Annotated in this window: 14 protein-coding genes; 9 read left to right on the top strand and 5 right to left on the bottom strand. The window is 55.4% G+C overall.

Translation table 11 applies throughout. The features are described from left to right. Positions 1-198: 198 nt before the first annotated feature. From ACYQ04_RS07365 to cdr, 4 genes are read left to right on the top strand one after another with little or no spacing between them, the layout of a single operon-like run. On the top strand, positions 199-3,834 hold the full coding sequence (locus ACYQ04_RS07365; RefSeq protein ID WP_460128491.1) for a C1 family peptidase: 3,636 nt from the start codon (positions 199-201) through the stop codon (positions 3,832-3,834). Positions 3,835-3,875: 41 nt separating this feature from the next. Continuing rightward, entirely contained in the window at positions 3,876-4,175 is a 300-nt protein-coding gene (locus tag ACYQ04_RS07360; protein ID WP_460128490.1) for a DUF424 domain-containing protein, read from the top strand. Between the two features lie 42 nt (positions 4,176-4,217). Next, entirely contained in the window at positions 4,218-5,375 is a 1,158-nt protein-coding gene (locus tag ACYQ04_RS07355; RefSeq protein WP_460130043.1) for a 60S ribosomal export protein NMD3, read from the top strand. 48 nt (positions 5,376-5,423) lie between these two features. Continuing rightward, positions 5,424-6,752, top strand: coding sequence for a CoA-disulfide reductase (gene cdr / locus ACYQ04_RS07350; RefSeq protein WP_460128488.1), 1,329 nt, complete (start codon positions 5,424-5,426; stop codon positions 6,750-6,752). On the opposite strand, the gene ACYQ04_RS07345 is transcribed toward cdr, so the two are convergent. After that, complete coding sequence (locus ACYQ04_RS07345; RefSeq protein WP_460128485.1) at positions 6,741-7,529, bottom strand: BtpA/SgcQ family protein; 789 nt, start codon at positions 7,527-7,529, stop codon at positions 6,741-6,743. The genes cdr and ACYQ04_RS07345 overlap by 12 nt on opposite strands. Positions 7,530-7,620: 91 nt before the next feature. On the opposite strand from ACYQ04_RS07345, the gene ACYQ04_RS07340 reads away from it, so the two are divergent. Beyond that, the gene (locus ACYQ04_RS07340; RefSeq protein WP_460128484.1) at positions 7,621-8,193 is read left to right on the top strand and encodes a PH domain-containing protein; all 573 of its coding nucleotides are present in this window, start codon (positions 7,621-7,623) and stop codon (positions 8,191-8,193) included. Here the strand turns inward: ACYQ04_RS07340 and ACYQ04_RS07335 are convergent. Genes ACYQ04_RS07335 through ACYQ04_RS07325 form a run of 3 tightly spaced genes read right to left on the bottom strand, consistent with a single transcriptional unit; the run spans position 8,190 to position 11,515 of the window. Then, complete coding sequence (locus ACYQ04_RS07335) at positions 8,190-8,828, bottom strand: DUF257 family protein (protein ID WP_460128482.1); 639 nt, start codon at positions 8,826-8,828, stop codon at positions 8,190-8,192. The two genes, ACYQ04_RS07340 and ACYQ04_RS07335, sit on opposite strands and share 4 nt — an antisense overlap. A gap of 45 nt (positions 8,829-8,873) precedes the next feature. After that, a complete protein-coding gene (locus ACYQ04_RS07330) occupies positions 8,874-10,157 on the bottom strand; it encodes a TldD/PmbA family protein (protein ID WP_460128480.1) in 1,284 nt (427 codons plus the stop codon). After that, entirely contained in the window at positions 10,154-11,515 is a 1,362-nt protein-coding gene (locus tag ACYQ04_RS07325; protein WP_460128478.1) for a TldD/PmbA family protein, read from the bottom strand. Before ACYQ04_RS07325 ends, ACYQ04_RS07330 begins: the two co-directional genes overlap by 4 nt. Positions 11,516-11,596: 81 nt before the next feature. On the opposite strand from ACYQ04_RS07325, the gene ACYQ04_RS07320 reads away from it, so the two are divergent. From ACYQ04_RS07320 to ACYQ04_RS07310, 3 genes are read left to right on the top strand one after another with little or no spacing between them, the layout of a single operon-like run. After that, a complete protein-coding gene (locus ACYQ04_RS07320; RefSeq protein ID WP_460128476.1) occupies positions 11,597-12,106 on the top strand; it encodes a winged helix-turn-helix transcriptional regulator in 510 nt (169 codons plus the stop codon). Then, entirely contained in the window at positions 12,103-12,357 is a 255-nt protein-coding gene (locus ACYQ04_RS07315; protein WP_460128474.1) for a hypothetical protein, read from the top strand. The genes ACYQ04_RS07320 and ACYQ04_RS07315 overlap by 4 nt, the downstream gene beginning before the upstream one ends. Positions 12,358-12,413: 56 nt before the next feature. Continuing rightward, on the top strand, positions 12,414-14,339 hold the full coding sequence (locus ACYQ04_RS07310; RefSeq protein WP_460128473.1) for a S16 family serine protease: 1,926 nt from the start codon (positions 12,414-12,416) through the stop codon (positions 14,337-14,339). Here ACYQ04_RS07310 and ACYQ04_RS07305 read toward each other — a convergent pair. Beyond that, the gene (locus ACYQ04_RS07305) at positions 14,278-15,597 is read right to left on the bottom strand and encodes a phosphoadenosine phosphosulfate reductase domain-containing protein (protein ID WP_460128472.1); all 1,320 of its coding nucleotides are present in this window, start codon (positions 15,595-15,597) and stop codon (positions 14,278-14,280) included. The genes ACYQ04_RS07310 and ACYQ04_RS07305 overlap by 62 nt on opposite strands. 143 nt (positions 15,598-15,740) lie before the next feature. Here ACYQ04_RS07305 and glmM point away from each other — a divergent pair, with 143 nt between their 5' ends. Then, positions 15,741-17,090, top strand: a complete 1,350-nt coding sequence (gene glmM, locus ACYQ04_RS07300; protein ID WP_460130041.1) for a phosphoglucosamine mutase — start codon at positions 15,741-15,743, stop codon at positions 17,088-17,090.

The raw sequence follows: 17,090 nt of genomic DNA, 5'->3' as shown, positions 1-17,090 counted from the left end.
CTGTTCACAATAGCCTGTTTTGTTTTATGATTTTCCGGGTTAGTTCCTGATACTTCAAATGGTGCAACGGCTGGTTACATTTTTTCCCTTCAAATCCATGCCAACATCTTCATGTCTTGACCTGTCCATTTGCGAACGAAATATTTATATCACGGCACTAACTAAAGGGTGGATGACTACATAATCGGAGGTGTTTGGATGAATCGAAAGGCGTTGAGCCTTTTAATCGTGGTAGCGATGGTGCTTGCAGTAGTTCCTGCAGGGCTTGCAACGACAGCTGTAGCGCCGAAAGTTCCCGTTTCAATTCAGTCCCAGCATGTTCTTTCAGTTGCAGAAGCAAATCCAATGCCGCATGGAACTGGTTTAAAGTGGATATCACCCTCTGAGTATAGTAAGGTTACCGGAATCCACTTTAAGCCGCTAACTGCTAAGGTTTTTGAGAGAGCCATTGAGAACGCTCCATTCTACCCCGGAAGAGGTGCTCCACTTCCATCAAGTTCAGTAACGTCTGAACTTACGACCCTACCAAGCCACGTCCTCAATACCATGTATCTACCACCAATTGGAAACCAGGGTTACGTCGGTTCATGTGTCGCCTGGAGTTCTACTTACTACGTCTGGACATACATGCTCAACTGGTGGAGGAACAACCCGTTCCCGAGCTCGCCGAGCGATATAATGAACCCCACGTTTGTGTACAACCTCATTAACGGTGGGGCAGACAACGGCTCGTACTTCGGTGACGCAATGAACATTATCTCAACTATTGGAGCAGTACCCATGAATGACTTCCCGCTCTATGTCCTTGGCCCTTATGGGGACCCAAGCGACTACGCGTGGGTCTGGCCTAACCTCACCCAGTGGATGATTGCTCCACACAACAAGGCCAACTATTACGACTATCTAGCGGGTGAATACGGAATAAACATTCCTGGAAACTGGTACATCGTTGATTTGTCCAATGCCACCCAGTGGGAGTACCTCAAGCGTCTCCTTGCCGAGGGTTATGTCGTTCAGACAGGTATCATGGTGTATAACAACTTCTTTGACTACGCGAATGCATCTGCTATCGTAAATCACTTAGAGACGTACTTAGAATGGACCGCTCCGTATATATCGGAGTACTGGGAGAACCAGAGCTTTGCCAATGGGACTTATGTGAACAAGACAGTGAAGTACCTTCTTGAGACTGCAATAGAAGATTACAAGGCATACGCTGGTAGCCTTTCTGCCCAGTTCAACGCCTCTATCGCCCTCTTCGAGAAGGTCCTCGAGAGCTACAACATAAGCCTTAACGATACTATCTCCGTGGCGTACCAAAAGTTCGAGCAGGGGGTCAAAGTTAAGTACATAGACAACCAGAGCTGGTGGAACAACGCGACGTTCTACATGTCCACTTACTCTCTAAAAGGTACGGAGTGGGCATTCAACCATGGTTACCAGGACATCTGGGCCATACACAACTTCGAGCTGATGGTCCACCACATTCCACTTGGTGATTACATAAAGACTTCATGGGGCTCCCCAGTCTCGGAGCTTAACTTCTACACATACTATCAGCCCGGTGGACACGGTGTGACCATCATTGGATACGACGATAACAGGGAAACCCCCGACGGAAAAGGAGCCTTCGTGATGGTTAACTCTTGGGGCACCGACTGGGGATACAGGGGCTACTGGTACTTCTCATATGATGCCGCGAAGGGAACCCCAGCAGTGATGACCGTGGATGGCGTGTTGCAGATGCCGATATTCCTTGGACAGGGTTATGCTTACGTTTACGTTCCGAAGGCTGCCCACTACACGCCCAAGTTGATGGCCGTTGTTGGCATAAACGATACCCTGAGAGGAGAGACCTTTGATGGGATCGTAGTAACAAATGGTAGCCCCTATGGTCCAATCCTCAGTGTGCCACTCAACGGAGGAATTGCAGTGGGGGTTATCCCCGGTGGTAGCGACTACCAGTTTAACATAACGTTCTTCGACTTGGCCAATAACTACCTGTGGATACCCTACCAGTGGTTGCCCTCGAACGTGAACATAAGCAACACTACCCAGGTAGAGATAGGTGTAGTCGAGTTGGCGGAAGCCGTGGCGGCATATTATAACATCTCGTATGCCCAGGCTCTTGACTTAATCGGGTTCCCGCAGACCCACCCCTATCCAAAGAGTCCAATGGCGTTTGACATTACGGATGATTTGGACTACCTTGCCCAGTACATTGAGGACACCAATGCAACCCCATTGAATGCGACGTTCTACATACAGCTCCACGATGCACTTCCTGATGGTATTACTGGAACTCTCTACAACTTCACGTTGCTCCTTAACATCAACGGACACTACCTCCCACTGGCGGCGATAGGCGAGAACATAACGATACCGGACGGTAAGAGCATAATGGTCCCCGTGACCGTCCCGCTGGTCAAGTACGAGAACGCCCCGAACAACGTGAGCCTTAACTTCGGTGCCTTCAACGTCAGCATCTTCAGCCTCATTCCGCTCAAGGGCGCGGAGATTATCATCGGTGGCAAGAGCTACCAGCTCAGTGCAGAGGAAGGTGGTTACTACTACTACGCAACTAACTTAGCCCAGAAGCTCAACCTCCACGCTGGAACTTACACCTACAAGGTCATCGTTACCTACCCGAACGGTAAGGAGGTCGCGCTCCCGCCGAGGACCGTCCACATCAAGGGTCCGCTCGTCTACGTGATATCTCCAGAACCCACCGTTTACAACACCTCACTCGTTCCTGTCAAGTTCAAGATAGTCGACGACAACAACGCGAGCGTTAAGGAGGTAACCGCGACCCTCAACGGTGAGAAGTTCAACCTCACCTACAACGCCACCACTGGTCTCTACACCGCCGAGCTCAACCTCACCAACGGCAAGTACACCTTAACGGTTACCGCAGTTGACGAGAAGAACGCCACCGGAAAGGCCACCGTTAACTTCGTTGTCAGCACGGAGGCCAAGGTCAAGACCGTCACCGTCAACAACGAGACCAACGTCACCGTCGGCGTCGTCGGAGGAAGCGCCAACGTTACGGCCGAGAACAACACCGTCGTTGCCAACGTCAGCACCTCAAAGGGAACCGTCACCGTTGAGGTCCCCGTGGTTAACAACGTCCAGAGCGTCGTCGTTAACGCAAGTGCAATCAACTCCGTTGCCACTGGCAAGAGCAACGCCAGCCTCGCCGCAGGATGGAATGCCAGCGTCAGCGTCACGACCACTGCCAAGTATGTTAAGACCGAGAACTACAAGAAGCTCTACTCCGTCACGATAAGGGCCAACGTCACCCTCGGTGAGAACGGTGTTGCCGTGGTCGCCCTCAGGGACATCAACATAAGCAAGATATACGTCTGGAAGAACGGTCAGAAGATACAGCTTACGACCGACAAGAGCAACCCGCTCGGATACTACTACAAGGAGGGCAACATCATCTTCGTCGTCCTCAAGGAAGACCCGGTCATAGAGGCCGACGGATACTTCGAGGTTCCTGTCCAGGTCAGCAGGAGCCACGGCGTGTCCTTAACGGCTCTCAACTTCCTCGCCTACCGCTGGTACAACATGTACCTCCAGGAGTTCAACGAGCTCTACCAGAAGGCCCTCCAGATGAACGTCAGCAACGAGACCCTCAAGCTCGCCCTCCAGTACAACGAGACCGCCGCCACGTACTACCAGAAGGCCCTCGAGCTCTCGAACAACAACATAATCCTCCACCTCGGTGACCTCCAGTTACTGGTGCCTCTCAGGAAGGCCTACCTTAACGAGGTCAAGGCTGTGGAGATACTCAAGGAGGCCCTGGAGAAGCTTGAGTCCCAGGGTAGCTAAACCCTTTTAACCTCTTTTCTCCCTTTTCTCCCGGTGGTGAAATGATATACGTCAAGGTCTACCGCGTCCAGGGAGAGGTTCTCCTCGCGGCGTGCGACGAGGAGCTAATCGGAAAGACCTTCCGCGAGGGCGAGCTCAAGCTCGAGGTCAAGGAGCGCTTTTACAGGGGCGAACTCGTTGAGGAGGAAAAGCTTGAGGAACTCCTCGACAGGGCAACGATAGCGAACTTAACCGGGGAGCGCTGCGTATCCAAAGCAATCGAGCTCGGCTACGTCGACCCCGAGAGGGTTCTCAGGATTCAGGGCGTCCCCCACGCGCAGATGGCGAAGCTCCTCTTCTGAGACTTTTTAAACCCTCGACCCAACTCGAAACGGGTGAGAGGGATGAGGTTCTGCTACCGCTGTGGGATAAGCGAGGAGGAAGGTGGTCCGCTCATCGAGGGCCTCTGTCAGGTCTGCTACCGCAAGGAGAATCCGGTCCTGCTCATAGGGGAGGAGGTGAACACGGAGCTCTGCCAGAACTGCGGGAGCTACAGGAAGAGGGGAGTGTGGGTTGACCCGAGGAGCTACGAGCTTAAGGAGCTCATCTTCGAGGTCGCCGAGAACGCCCTCCTCGAGGAGCTTGAGGATTCCTTCAGCGAGAAAATCAGGGAGTACGAGGTCGTTTCGCCCGAGGAGCTGGAGGAGATTGAGGATTTGCCCGTCGGCAGGGCAGTGGTTTCCTTCGAGCCCCTGGATTTCCACATCGAGCACTTTCCGGCGATAATCATCTACGAGGTTCGCGTTAAGGCCAGAACTCACGAACTCCAGAGGGAGCTCCACGATGAGCGGAAGCGCGTTACCGTCTACGTCCGCCAGACCGTCTGTCCCCGCTGTCAGAAGTTCCTCGGCGGTTACTTCGAGGCCATCCTTCAGGTTCGCGCCGAAGGCAGACCTTTGAGCGAGGAGGAGCGGAAGGCCATAGGAAAGCTCGTTGAGGAAAAAGTTGACGAGATAATGCGGAAGGACAGGATGGGCTTCATCCAAGATACCATAGAGAAGGAAGAGGGCCTCGACTTCTACATGGGCTCAACCAGTTCGGCGAGAAAGATAGCGCAGGCAATCCGCGAGAGGTTTGGGGGGACGATAAGCGAGGCCTATGAACTGGTGGGCCTCGACAGGCAGACGAGCAGGGAAGTCTACAGGACGAGCGTGAGCGTGAGGATTCCGAAGTTCAGGAAGGGGGACATCGTGGCCGACAGGAGGGGCAACGTCTACGAGGTCGAGCGCGTTGACGGCAAGGGCTTAACGCTCAAGAACCTAGAGAACTGGGAGAGCGAGCACCTCGACTGGAGGACTGCCAAGAGGGAGAGAGTTGACACCGTCGAGCACGAGGAGAGCGAGGCTATGGTGACGAGCGTTACCCTTGGTGAGGTTCAGCTGATGGACATGGAGAGCTACGAAACTTATGAACTCAACAGACCGCCCTTCGAGGTTGGCGAGGGAGAGGTTTATAGGATGGTGCGCGTTGGAAAGAGGAAGTATTTCCGGGGCAAGAAGTGATTTCCTCCACCAACCTTTTTAACCGAAGGTTTTGAACCCTTCTCGGTGATGGGAATGAAGAGGGTCGTTATCATCGGTGGCGGAGCGGCCGGAATGAGTACCGCCTCGCGCGTCAAGAGGCTCAAGCCCGAGTGGGACGTCAAGGTCTTTGAGGCAACTGAATGGGTCAGCCACGCCCCCTGCGGAATCCCGTACGTCGTCGAGGGAATCTCACCGACGGAAAAGCTCATGCATTACCCACCGGAGGTCTTCATCAAGAAGCGTGGCATAGACCTCCACCTCAAGGCCGAGGTCATCGAAGTCGGCCAGGGCTACGTTCGCGTTAGGGAAGGGGACGGCGAGCACACCTACGAGTGGGACTATTTGGTTTTCGCCAACGGGGCCTCGCCCAGGGTTCCCGCCGTTGAGGGGATAGACCTCCCGGGCGTCTTCAAAGCAGACCTACCGCCCGATGCCGTCGCCATCAGGGAGTACATGGAGAAGAACCGTGTTGAGGACGTCGTAATCATCGGAGGTGGCTACATAGGGGTTGAGATGGCCGAGGCCTTCTCAGCCCAGGGCAAGAAGGTCACCCTCATCGAGCGCGGGGAGAGGGTTATGAAGAAGGCCTTCGACAAGGAAATCACTGATATACTCGAGGAGGAGATGAGGAAGCGGATAAACCTCCGCACCGAGGAAATCCTCATGCGCATCGAGGGCAGGGAGAGAGTTGAGAAGGTAATCACAGACGCCGGCGAGTATAAGGCCGACATCGTGATTCTCGCCACTGGAATAAAACCCAACGTCGAGCTGGCCAAGGGGATAGGCGTCAGGATAGGCGAGACCGGGGCGATATGGACGAACGAGAGGATGCAGACGAGCGTCGAGAACGTCTATGCCGCCGGAGACGTCGCCGAGACGAAGCACCTCATAACCGGAAGGCGTGTCTGGATTCCGCTCGCTCCGGCAGGAAACAAGATGGGCTACGTCGCGGGAAGCAACATCGCTGGCAGGGAGCTCCACTTCCCCGGCGTGCTGGGAACGAGCGTCACCAAGTTCTTCGATGTTGAAATAGGCAAGACCGGCCTGACTGAGGCTGAGGCAATAAAAGAAGGCTACGACGTCAGGACGGCCTTCATAAAGGCGAGCACAAGGCCCCACTACTATCCGGGGGCAAGGCCGATATGGCTGAAGGGCGTTGTTGACAACGAGACCAACAGGCTCCTCGGCGTTCAGGCGGTGGGTGCTGAAATCCTTCCGAGGATTGATACGGCGGCGGCGATGCTAACGGCCGGCTTCACGACGAAGAACGCCTTCTTCACTGACCTTGCTTACGCACCGCCCTTCGCGCCGGTCTGGGACCCGCTGATAGTCCTCGCGAGGGTTTTAAAGTTCTGAACCTCTTCTCATTTTTTCCGCCAGCTCGACGAGCTTTCTTGCCCTCTCAAAGGAAACCTCGTTCTCGACCTTTCCATCGCGCTTGAGCCACGTGCCGACGATGAACCCATCGGCGTGCTTCCACAGCTCCGGCAGGTTGTCGTAGGTCGTTCCGGAGCCGACGACGACCGGAACTGGCGAGATTCTCTTCGCGAGGGCGAGCTTTTCCAAATCTACTGGCTTTCCTGTTGCCTTTCCGCTCACCACTATCGCATCGGCCAGACCGCGCTCAACGGTGTCCCTTACCGCGTCCTCGAAGTCGAAGAAGTGAACAGCGTGCTTGACATGAACGTCGGCGAAAACCTTGATTCCGCTCGGGAGAAGCTTCCTCAGCCTTGCAAGCTCGTGGGCGATACCCTCGATGATTCCCTGGTCAGTGTAGGCGACGCCACTCAGCACGTTCACCCTTATGAAGTCCGCTTTAATCGCGTAGGCTATCGAGTAGGCCGCTACCCCATCGTTCCTGAGGACGTTAATCCCGACCGGAACGCTCACCTCGTCCCTAACGGCCTTAGCTACCGCCGTGAAGGAAGCGACCGTCACCTTGTCAACTGTCTTGGGGAACGGGACGTCTCCGAAGTTCTCAATCATTATCGCGTCGAAGCCGGCACTTTCGAGGGTTTTGGCGTCCCTCAGGGCGAGCTCAGTAACGGTCTCAAGGTTGCCGTCGTAGAGGTACGAGCCGGGGAGGGGCCTGAGGTGAACCATGCCGATGAGCGGTTTCCTCTCGAAGTTCATACCAACACCTCCCAAACCGTAGGGGGCTTTTCCTTAAACGGTTTCCGGCAGGTTAATATATTCCACCGCCAAATTAGGTTAGGTGTTGTCCATGGGAGAGCCCGAACTTCCGAAGGCCCTCGGGAAGATTATTGAGCCCGGGGAGCGCGTCCTCTACTCGGTCAAGAAGAAGATGAGCCTTGAAAAGCCCAAGTGGCTTCTCGTTACGGACAGGAGGATTATCTACCTCGATGAGAAGATTCTCGGGAGGTACGACGTCAGGGCGTTGCCCTATCAGAAGCTCGAGAGGGTCACGGTCAAGCTCGGCATAATGAGCTCCGAGTTCATAATAGAGGGCGAGGAGAGCATAACGCTGAAGCTCGGCTGGATGGACAAAGAGGAGGCCAGAAAAACCATAAACGCCATTAAGGAAGCTCTCAACGCGATAGCGGTCGAGCCCGTGAGCATATCGGTTAAGAAGGGCCTCACCAGCGAGGAATGGGTTCTCAACAAGCCGAAGGAGCTCGTCACGAGAACTGCCCCCGTGTCGCACACTGCACCGGTTCAGGAGAAGAAGGAAGACCCGATGGACAGGCTGAAGAAGCTGAAGGAGCTCTACGATATGGGCGTCATAAGCCAGGAGGAGTACGAGGAAAAGCGGAAGAAACTGCTGGAAGAGATTTAGAGGATTACGACCTCCTTCCCGAGGAGTTCTCTCCTCGATGTTTTCACAACGCCTAGGATGTATCCCCTCTCCGTGGGGTAGAGCCCCAGGACGGTAGTCGCTATTTCCCTGAGGAGTGCTCCAAAACCCCCCGGCCTGGACTCAACGACGTCAGAGTTCATAAGGTAGAGTGCTATCCGGTCTTCCTTGCCGACGAAGCCTGCAACGTTTCTTATGAGCCTAAAGAGTTCCCTATCTGTAAGAACCATGAACAGCTTGTGAAAACCGATGACGGGGTTTATCATTACACCGTCCCTTACCTTGGAGTATACCATCTCATAGTACCTGAAATCTATAGAATGTCTGTCAACGTCCACGGTTCCTATAACGTTTCCAACGTTTTTGGAGCCCCCTATCTTTACCACCGGCAAATCCAAAAGGTTGGACACGTCAAAACCCAACGTTCTAAGTCTTGCTATGAACTCAGGGTACGTGTCGAGAACGTCATCCACCAGTATTGGTTTTCCTGCAGACGTTGCCCACTCGGCGATTAAGAGCAACAACAGCTCCACGGGAGAATCCGGGGAGTACTCGACGAGCACGGTCTCGCCGGGTCTAAGGGGCGACAGAAGCTCCTCAACACTGTTTGGCTCCATGGGTCATCCCCTACCAAAATTCGGCATGAAAGTATAAAAACGTTGTCAAACGAGCCTCCCCTCGACGATTGCCCTCGGTGAGAGAAAACTCGAAATTCTCTCAATCTCTTTTCCGGGTTTCAGCGTTCTGAGGAGCTCGAAGACGTTGCCGACGAGCATGTTGTCCTTGAACGGGTTTAGCTCGCCGTTCTCAACAACGTAGCCCAGCTCGACCGTCAGCGAGAAGTCGCCGCTTACCGGATTGGCCGTGTGCTCGCCGAAGACCCTCCTAACGATGACACCCTCGTAGTCCTCAAGGCTCTCATCCCCGGGTTCTATGATAAGGTTGCTCGTCCCGATGTACGGGACGCTCCTGAAGGTTCTCAGCGCGTTTCCTGTGCTCTCCATGCCGAGGAAAGAGGCGTAGGTGTTGTCGAGGAGGAAGTTCCTAACTATTCCGTCCCCGACGAGAACAGTTCTCTGGCCCGGAACGCCTTCCCCGTCGAAGGAATAGCTTCCAGGGAGAGCCGGTAGGGTCGAGTCGTCCACGAGCGTGAAGGAACCTACCTCGTCGCCGGGCTTCGAGAACCTGCTCCTGCCGTGGTAGACCTCATCGCCGTAGAGGTTGCTCAGGAAGACCTCTATGAGCGAAGCCAGAGCGTTGGGCTCCAGAACGAGCTCCCCGGAGTAGAGTTCGAGCTTTTTTGCTCTGGCGCTCAGCCTCGCCTCGTCAACCGCTTTCTCAACGGCGCGTTCAAGCTCCTCAACCGGCTGGAGGGAGGTGAAGCTCTGCCTGTAGGAGCCTGTTCCCGGAGGCTCGCTGAGCACCGCGTAGGCCGAAACGCCCATGTAAGTCGAACGCTCCTCAAGCTCGATTCCGTTGGAGTTGACGACCCCGCTCGTCCCGACCGCGAGGGAGAGCGAACCCGAAAGCGTCTCCTCGCCTTTCTTCTCCCGCATCAGCCCGGCGTATTCGAGGGCGAGCCTATGAGCATCCTCGAAGGGAATCTCATCTATCTCCCCGTCGTAGATTCCCTTGACACGGTTCACCCTTTCGCTGGTCGGAAAGCCCCTGAAGGGAACCTCACTTATCCTCGCCAGCTTTATTGCCCTCTCAACCAGCTTCTTAAGTTCTTCCTCGCTTGGATGGAGCCCCGTGATATAGGAGAAGCCGAGCCTGCCCTTTAACCCGACCCTGAGGCCTATTCCCGAGTAGAACTTCCTCTGGGAGCGCTCAAGGGTTTCCCTCTCGATTCTGAACGAGCCCGAGCGCCCGAACTGGTAAAATACCTCCCACTCGACGTTTTCGCTTTCAAGGAGCTTCACGAGCCTCTCAACGGCCTCAATCATCTCAATCCCCCCACGAGGGCCCTAGTGAGTATATGTGGCCCGCCGTCGTCAACCGGAACCCACTGGCCCTTTCCGCAGTAGCCCGGAAACTCAACGCGCGTGTCGTTTCCGATGGCCCTTATGTTCTTCAAAACGTCGAGGATTTTGCCTGAGAGTGCGACGTCGCGGACCGGTTCCTTAATCTCGCCGTTCTCCACGATGTAGCCGAGCTTCGCCCCGAAGGTGAACGTCCCGTTGGCTGTATCAACTTCGCCACCCTTGTCACCGAGCATGTAGAGGCCGTTCTTAACCTCCTCGAGGATTTCCTCGAAGGACCAGTCGCCGGGCTCGACGTAGGTGTTGCCCATCCTCACGAGGGGCTGATGGGAGTAGCTTTCAGCCCTCGCGTGGCCGTTGGGCTCAAGGCCGAAATACTCGGCCGTCTCCCTGTCGTTGAGGTAGCTGACGAGAACGCCGTCCTTGATAATCTCAACGCGTTTGGCTTTAATCCCCTCGTCGTCGTACGGGTAGCTTCCGAACTTGCCCGGCAAAGTTGGGTCGTCAACGACGTTCAAACCCTCGACAGCTATCTTATCCCCGAGCCTTCCAGCTAAGATGCTGTCGCCGTTCTTGACGGAGTCTGCCTCGACGGCGTGGCCAAGGGCTTCGTGAATGAAAACCCCTGTCAGCTCTGGGTCGGCTATGACGTCCATCTCTCCGGAGGGCGGTGAAGATGCCCTCAGAAGCTCAAGGGCCTTCTCCTTTACGTGGGCCGTCCAGTAGTAGAGGTCAATACCCTCAACCAGCTCCCAGCCGAGGGTTCCGCCGAAGCTCTTCCAGAAGTCCTGCATCTCGCCGTTTTCCTTGGCCGTTACTGAGAAGCCGAGCTGTATCCTCGGGACGACGGTTCTTATCTCACTCCCGAGGGAGTTGAAGTAGAGGGTTTCAACTATCGAATCGCCGTAGTTGACGGTCCTGCTGACGATTTTCTCGCCCCTTAGGAGGCTATCCACTTCCTTGACGAGCGAGAGCTTCTCCTCGATGTCAACTTCCGTGAAGGGCTTCTTAACCCTGAGCTTGACCTCGTCTCTCACCGGGTCGCCGAGGTAAATCCTCGCGTTCCCGCGAGAGAGCTTCGCTATCTTCATCGCCGTTTCTATTGCCTTCTCAAACCTCTCGCGGTCGTTGGCACTTGAAAAGCCCCATGTCCCGTTGAAGGCCCTCGCGCCGATGCCGAGCTCGGAGTTGCTCGAGAGTTCCCTCAGCTGGCCGTTGCTCATGACGAGCCTCCTTGAGGTGACCTTGACTAGTCTGATTTCATAGTAATCGAGGCCGTGTTTTCTCGCGAGTTCATCAGCTTTTTTAACCAACCATTCCATACTCCCACCGCAGGGCATAAAAGGGAAGACCTTATATTCCTTGCCATAGATGGATGAACCACAGGGTTTAAGGGTTGGGAGATGGAGCGGAGGAACGAGATACTGAACTACATCCGCAACAGGCCCGGTGTGACGTTCCGAGAGCTGGCAAGGGAGCTGGGACTGGGCATCGGCGACCTGCAGTACCACCTTGGGAAGCTTGAGAAAGAGGGGCAGGTGTTTTCAAGGAAAGTTGGCAGGAGACGTTACATCTTTCCGGCTGGCTTCGAGGAAGAGGCTCAGCGGCTGCTGATGGCCATCTCCACGGAAACCCGAAGGAGAATCCTGCTCCTGCTCATGGAAGGTTCAATGAGTCAGGGGGAGCTCGCCAGGGAGCTCGGAGTCAGTCAGCCAACGGTGAGCTACCACATGCGGGAACTCGAGAAACTCGGGGTCGTTCGGGCTAAAAGAGCCGGGAAGAGCGTCCTCTATGAGATAACCTACGATCCATCAACGCTGGCGCGTCTAATCAGGGAGTACCGGCCGAGTCTGTGGGAGAGGCTGGCAGATAGCCTTATAGACATCCTGACCGGAATGGGTGAGGGTGAATGATAGAGATGCTCCTAGGTTTGATAGCAATGGTGCTCGCAATGGGGCTGGTGGTAGTTTCATACATGGCCTACAGGAAGAGCCACCTGCGGGCGACGCTTTACCTTACACTGGCGTTCCTGCTCTTTGCGTTCAAGAAGGTTGTCGAGCTCTCTGCTGAGAGCAGGGCCATAAGACACGACATAAGCCTGATTGTTGATTCCTTGGAGGTTTTGGTTCTCCTGCTGTTCTTCCTGGCCCTGTGGAGGCGTTAAACTCTTGAACCACAAACGCTTTATTTTGCCTCTCTAATCCCTCCACGGGTGAAAGGATGAAGCGAGTGATGGCTTTAGTGGTGGCAATTTTCCTCCTACTTCCTTTAGCGACCCCAGTGGGTGCCCAGTGTCTCAGCGAGGGACACACGGTTGTGATACACGCACCCGCGGTTGCCAAGACCGCCACCGGCGGCTTGAAGGGTGTAGTCACGGAGTTCGTCATAACCGTAACCCCGGGTCACGGGCACGTCTACATAGAGACGTGGCCGCTGGCGCAGGTTGACATGCAGGCCAGCGCAAGGCTTGCAGCCCAAGTTGCGGGGCGGGTCCTTGGGGTTAACATGAGCCGCTACGACGTTTTTATCCAAGTTCGCGCGAACACCTCAATCATCGGAGGTCCCTCCGCTGGGGGAACCATGACCGTCGGTATAATAGCGGCCCTAAAGGGATGGAAGATTAACCCCAACGTTATGATGACTGGAATGATTAACCCGGACGGCAGTATCGGCCCGGTCGGCGGAATCCTTGAGAAGGCGGCCGCCGCGCACCAGGCCGGGGTTAAGCTCTTCCTTATCCCTGAAGGTCAGAGGATTCAGTACGTCCAGGAGACCCAGAAGAAAGAAGTTGGGGGAGTTATCGAAATCAACAGTGAAACCAAGCCCGTGGATGTCGTCAAATACGCCGAGCAAAGGTGGGGGCTCAAAGTTGTTGAGGTCAAGGACATCTATCAGGCGGTTTACTACTTCACAGGCCACAGGCTTCCGAGGCCAAAGGCCCCCGAGAACGTTAAGATTGACACATCGTTCCTCAAGAACGATGCCCTGAGCGACTACAAGAACACCACGGAGTACTACCAGAAGGTCATGAGGGAGCTCAAGGAGAGCAACGTTGGCTATGAAACCTACGAGACGCTCCTCGCGGCCCTTCAGAACGTTGGCCAGATTCTCAACCAGTCTAAGAGGTACATCGACGAGGGAATGTACTACACCGCCCTGAGCAAGGACTTCCAGGCCAGGATAGTGATAAGGCACGTGGACTGGTACCTCCAGACGAACACTCCGCAACAGGTTGAGGGGCTCCTAAAGAACACGAGCAAGGAGATAAAGCGCGTTGAGGCCTTTGTGGACAACCAGAGTATAAGGGGAGTGACCATGCTTCAGGCCGTTGCCGCGGCTCAGGAGCGCGTTGAAGACGCCAAGAGCAGTCTTGACCAGGCGTGGAAGTACTACTACTCCGGCGACTACTGGGACGCCATAGGAAAGGCGGCCTACGCCTACGAAAGGGCCCAAACGGCCGTGCTCTGGACGAACCTCGGAAAGCGCTTTGCGAAGGGCAATCCCATAAGCAAGGACGTTATAAAGACGACGGCAAGGGACTACATAGACGAGTCCGACCTGATAGTTGCCTACATCGAATCCATGTACGGCGACGTGATAGGGAACAGTCTAACGAACACGATAGAGAAGGCCCAGGAGTACTACGAGGATGGAAAGTACTCCGCGGCGCTGTTCACAGCCATGCAGGCGCGCGTTCAGGGTGAGGTCTTCCTCGACACTCTTGCGATAACTAACTGGTCTGTCCTGATGGACAAGCTCAACATGATTAAAGGGGACGCCAAAACCGCCATAGGCATCGCCGAGGAGAAGGGGATAACGCCGATACTGGCAATAGCCTACTACGAGTTTGCCCAGAGCTTCGAGGAACTCGCCAAGAAGAACCAAAGCGTCGACGACCTCCAGACGGCGATGACCTTCTACATGTACGCCAAGGAAACCGCGAACCTGTTCCTATCAACTCCGCTCAACCCGGTTCCGAGTGTCCCGGCCGAGAACGCCACGGTCCCCAACGTCACCCTTCCAAGCCAGACCGCCACTTCCGCCCCGGTAAAGACCAGCACCACCGGCGAGGCTGACTACGGACTCATGGGGCTCTTCGCGATAGTTGCCTTCGTCGTCGGTCTGGCCGTCGGAAGGAAGCTCTGAGGTAGGCCTTTATTCCCCTTTTCTTTAACAGCTCGACCTCCCATTCTGCTAAGCTTGGGCAAATGGTGCAGCCGAGCCTGTAAAAGCCCCCATAGTAGAGCGGGTGCAGTTTAAAGCCCCTTATGAGGATGAAGAGCTGAACCATGAACCCACTCCAGAACTTTATCGGCATGACCTCAAGGATTCTTCCGAAGTCCGTTTTCCTCTCAACGACCGGTGGCTTGAGCCTTCTCCTCGCGCTCTCACCATCCCTATCGCCGACGAGGAGAACGGGCTTCTCGAACTCCGAAACGACCGAATAAAGGGCCTCAACCTTCTTCCGCGTGCACCATCGGTTCCGATGGGTTGGCATGCCGTACTCCTCGATGGGCATCGAGACGTCGACGCGGAGGAGATTAACGCCGAGTCTTTTCGCAAGCTCTTCAACGTATTCGTCCGTCCCGGGCATCTCGTACTCCATTCTTACGTAGACCGCTGTAACCTCGTCGAAAACTTCCTTCGCTAAAATCAAGGTCGCGGTCGAGTCCTTTCCCCCGCTCCACGGAACGATGATGTCGTAGTCCTCAAAAGCCCTGAGGAAAGCCTTTGAAGCCCCTGCAAAGGCTTCTATGTAGTCCCGGTTGGCGGAGATAAGCGAGTCGAGCGAGACATCCTCGGTGCAGGGGCACTTCCAGAGGACCTCGGTCGGGAAGCCGAGCTTTTTACTCACCTCGGCCACCTTGTTCGGGCCGGAGTAATAGACCTCCTGGTTCATCGTCTTCCTCAGGACGAGCGAGTTCTCACCGAGCTCAACGTCGAGGAGCGAGTGCATGGCTTTTCTGAAGTCGTCGCCGATGGCCAGATAGATGTCGTAATCCGGATTAATTTCGATGCCGAAGGGGTTCTCGGGGTTGAGGGCGTAGGTTCCCCTCCACTCGATGCCGAGGCGAAAGTGGGCTTTTATATCCTCGATGTGTGAGTATAGCTCGTCAACGCGCATGTTTCTGACGCGCTTCGTCCTCAGAACCCTCGCGTAGAAGGGCTTTCCGGACTCCCTCAGAACCGGGAGGAGCTCCTCCATGAGGTCTTTCTCCTTCTCGCCGAGGAGGAGAAGGGGAATGTAGGGTCCTTCAAGGACTCTTTCAAGGTTCTCAAGGACCTCCTCCTTCTTCCTGCCTCCGCCAAGGCTCTCAACCCTTAGGAAGCCCCCGTAGTTCCTCTCGTTTATGTAGTTTAGAGCCTTCGCGTCCTTCCTTGCCCTCGCTATGAGCGCGAACATGGAAGGGGTTAAAAGGGGAGGCTTAAAAGTCTTCGTGCCGATGACGATAACTCCCTGCCCTGAGCTGTGATGAGACCGGCTTTCCCGAGGCTCAACAAACGTTTATATTAGCTTGCTTATTTTATTTAGCCAGGGTGATGCTCATGGGGAAGTACTTCGGCACGAGCGGAATCAGGGGTTTGTTCAACGAGTGCGTTACCCCCGAGCTGGCGTTGAAGGTTGGAAAGGCAGTCGGGACTTATCTCGGGGGAGGAAGGGTCGTCGTTGGAATGGACACGAGAACGAGCAGTGAGACCCTCAAGTCGGCTCTAATCAGCGGGCTTCTCAGCACGGGCGTCGAGGTGATAGACATAGGTCTGTCCCCAACGCCGCTCACGGGCTTTGCAATAAAGCTCTACGAAGCCGATGCGGGCGTTACGATAACCGCCTCCCACAATCCGCCGGAATACAACGGAATAAAGGTGTGGCAGTCCAACGGAATGGCCTACACTCCGGACATGGAGGCCGAGCTTGAGGGAATCCTAGAATCCGGGAACTTTAGAAAGGTCCCCTGGAACGAGATTGGGACGCTCAGGAGGGCCAATCCCAGGGATGAGTACATAAGGAAGGCCCTCGAGATGGTGAATCTCAACGATTCCTACACGGTTGTCGTCGATTCCGGCAACGGCGCCGGCTCAATCCTCAGCCCTTACCTCCAGCGTGAGCTGGGCAATAAAGTTATTTCGCTCAACTCCCACCCGAGCGGCTTCTTCGTGAGGGAGCTTGAGCCGAACGCGAGGAGCCTTTCGGGGCTGGCGAAAACCGTTAGGGTCATGAAAGCGGACGTTGGGATAGCGCACGACGGCGACGCCGACAGGATTGGGGTCGTTGACGACGGGGGAAACTTCGTCGAGTACGAGGTCATGCTCTCGCTCATAGCCGGCTACATGCTCAGGAAGTTCGGGAAGGGCAAGATAGTCACCACCGTTGATGCCGGCTTCGCCCTCGACGACTACGTCAGGCCCTTGGGCGGGGAAGTTATAAGGACGCGCGTTGGAGACGTAGCGGTTGCCGATGAACTGGCCAAACACGGCGGAATCTTCGGTGGCGAGCCGAGCGGGACGTGGATAATCCCCCAGTGGAACCTGACGCCGGACGGGATATTCGCGGGGGCGCTCGTCCTTGAGATGATAGACAGGCTCGGGCCAATAAGCGAGCTCGCAAAGGAGGTCCCGCGCTACGTAACGTTAAGGGCGAAGATACCCTGTCCCAACGAGAAGAAAGCTAAGGCGATGGAAATCATAGCGCGCGAGGCTTTGAAGAGCTTCGACTACGAGAGGCTCATAGACATTGACGGGGTAAGGATTGAGAACTCAGACTGGTGGATTCTGTTCAGGCCGAGCGGAACCGAGCCGATAATGCGCATAACCCTCGAGGCCCACACGGAGGAGAAGGCGAAGGAGCTGATGGGGAAGGCTGAGAGGCTCGTCAGGAGCGCGGTGGAGCGGGCTTGA

The organism is Thermococcus prieurii (assembly GCF_054657655.1).
The sequence above is the reverse complement of the archived record's forward strand: the minus strand, read 5'-3'. Positions and strand labels throughout refer to the sequence as shown.

What these genes read in the sequence shown, in the direction of transcription:
- ACYQ04_RS07360 (WP_460128490.1), top strand. Translation starts at nt 3,876, where the DNA reads ATGATATACGTCAAGGTCTACCGCGTCCAGGGAGAGGTTCTCCTCGCG.
- ACYQ04_RS07310 (WP_460128473.1), top strand. Translation starts at nt 12,414, where the DNA reads ATGAAGCGAGTGATGGCTTTAGTGGTGGCAATTTTCCTCCTACTTCCT.
- ACYQ04_RS07315 (WP_460128474.1), top strand. Translation starts at nt 12,103, where the DNA reads ATGATAGAGATGCTCCTAGGTTTGATAGCAATGGTGCTCGCAATGGGG.
- cdr (WP_460128488.1), top strand. Translation starts at nt 5,424, where the DNA reads ATGGGAATGAAGAGGGTCGTTATCATCGGTGGCGGAGCGGCCGGAATG.
- ACYQ04_RS07325 (WP_460128478.1), bottom strand. Translation starts at nt 11,515, where the DNA reads ATGGAATGGTTGGTTAAAAAAGCTGATGAACTCGCGAGAAAACACGGC.
- ACYQ04_RS07355 (WP_460130043.1), top strand. Translation starts at nt 4,218, where the DNA reads ATGAGGTTCTGCTACCGCTGTGGGATAAGCGAGGAGGAAGGTGGTCCG.
- ACYQ04_RS07330 (WP_460128480.1), bottom strand. Translation starts at nt 10,157, where the DNA reads ATGATTGAGGCCGTTGAGAGGCTCGTGAAGCTCCTTGAAAGCGAAAAC.
- ACYQ04_RS07365 (WP_460128491.1), top strand. Translation starts at nt 199, where the DNA reads ATGAATCGAAAGGCGTTGAGCCTTTTAATCGTGGTAGCGATGGTGCTT.
- ACYQ04_RS07335 (WP_460128482.1), bottom strand. Translation starts at nt 8,828, where the DNA reads ATGGAGCCAAACAGTGTTGAGGAGCTTCTGTCGCCCCTTAGACCCGGC.
- ACYQ04_RS07305 (WP_460128472.1), bottom strand. Translation starts at nt 15,597, where the DNA reads ATGTTCGCGCTCATAGCGAGGGCAAGGAAGGACGCGAAGGCTCTAAAC.
- ACYQ04_RS07340 (WP_460128484.1), top strand. Translation starts at nt 7,621, where the DNA reads ATGGGAGAGCCCGAACTTCCGAAGGCCCTCGGGAAGATTATTGAGCCC.
- glmM (WP_460130041.1), top strand. Translation starts at nt 15,741, where the DNA reads ATGGGGAAGTACTTCGGCACGAGCGGAATCAGGGGTTTGTTCAACGAG.
- ACYQ04_RS07320 (WP_460128476.1), top strand. Translation starts at nt 11,597, where the DNA reads ATGGAGCGGAGGAACGAGATACTGAACTACATCCGCAACAGGCCCGGT.
- ACYQ04_RS07345 (WP_460128485.1), bottom strand. Translation starts at nt 7,529, where the DNA reads ATGAACTTCGAGAGGAAACCGCTCATCGGCATGGTTCACCTCAGGCCC.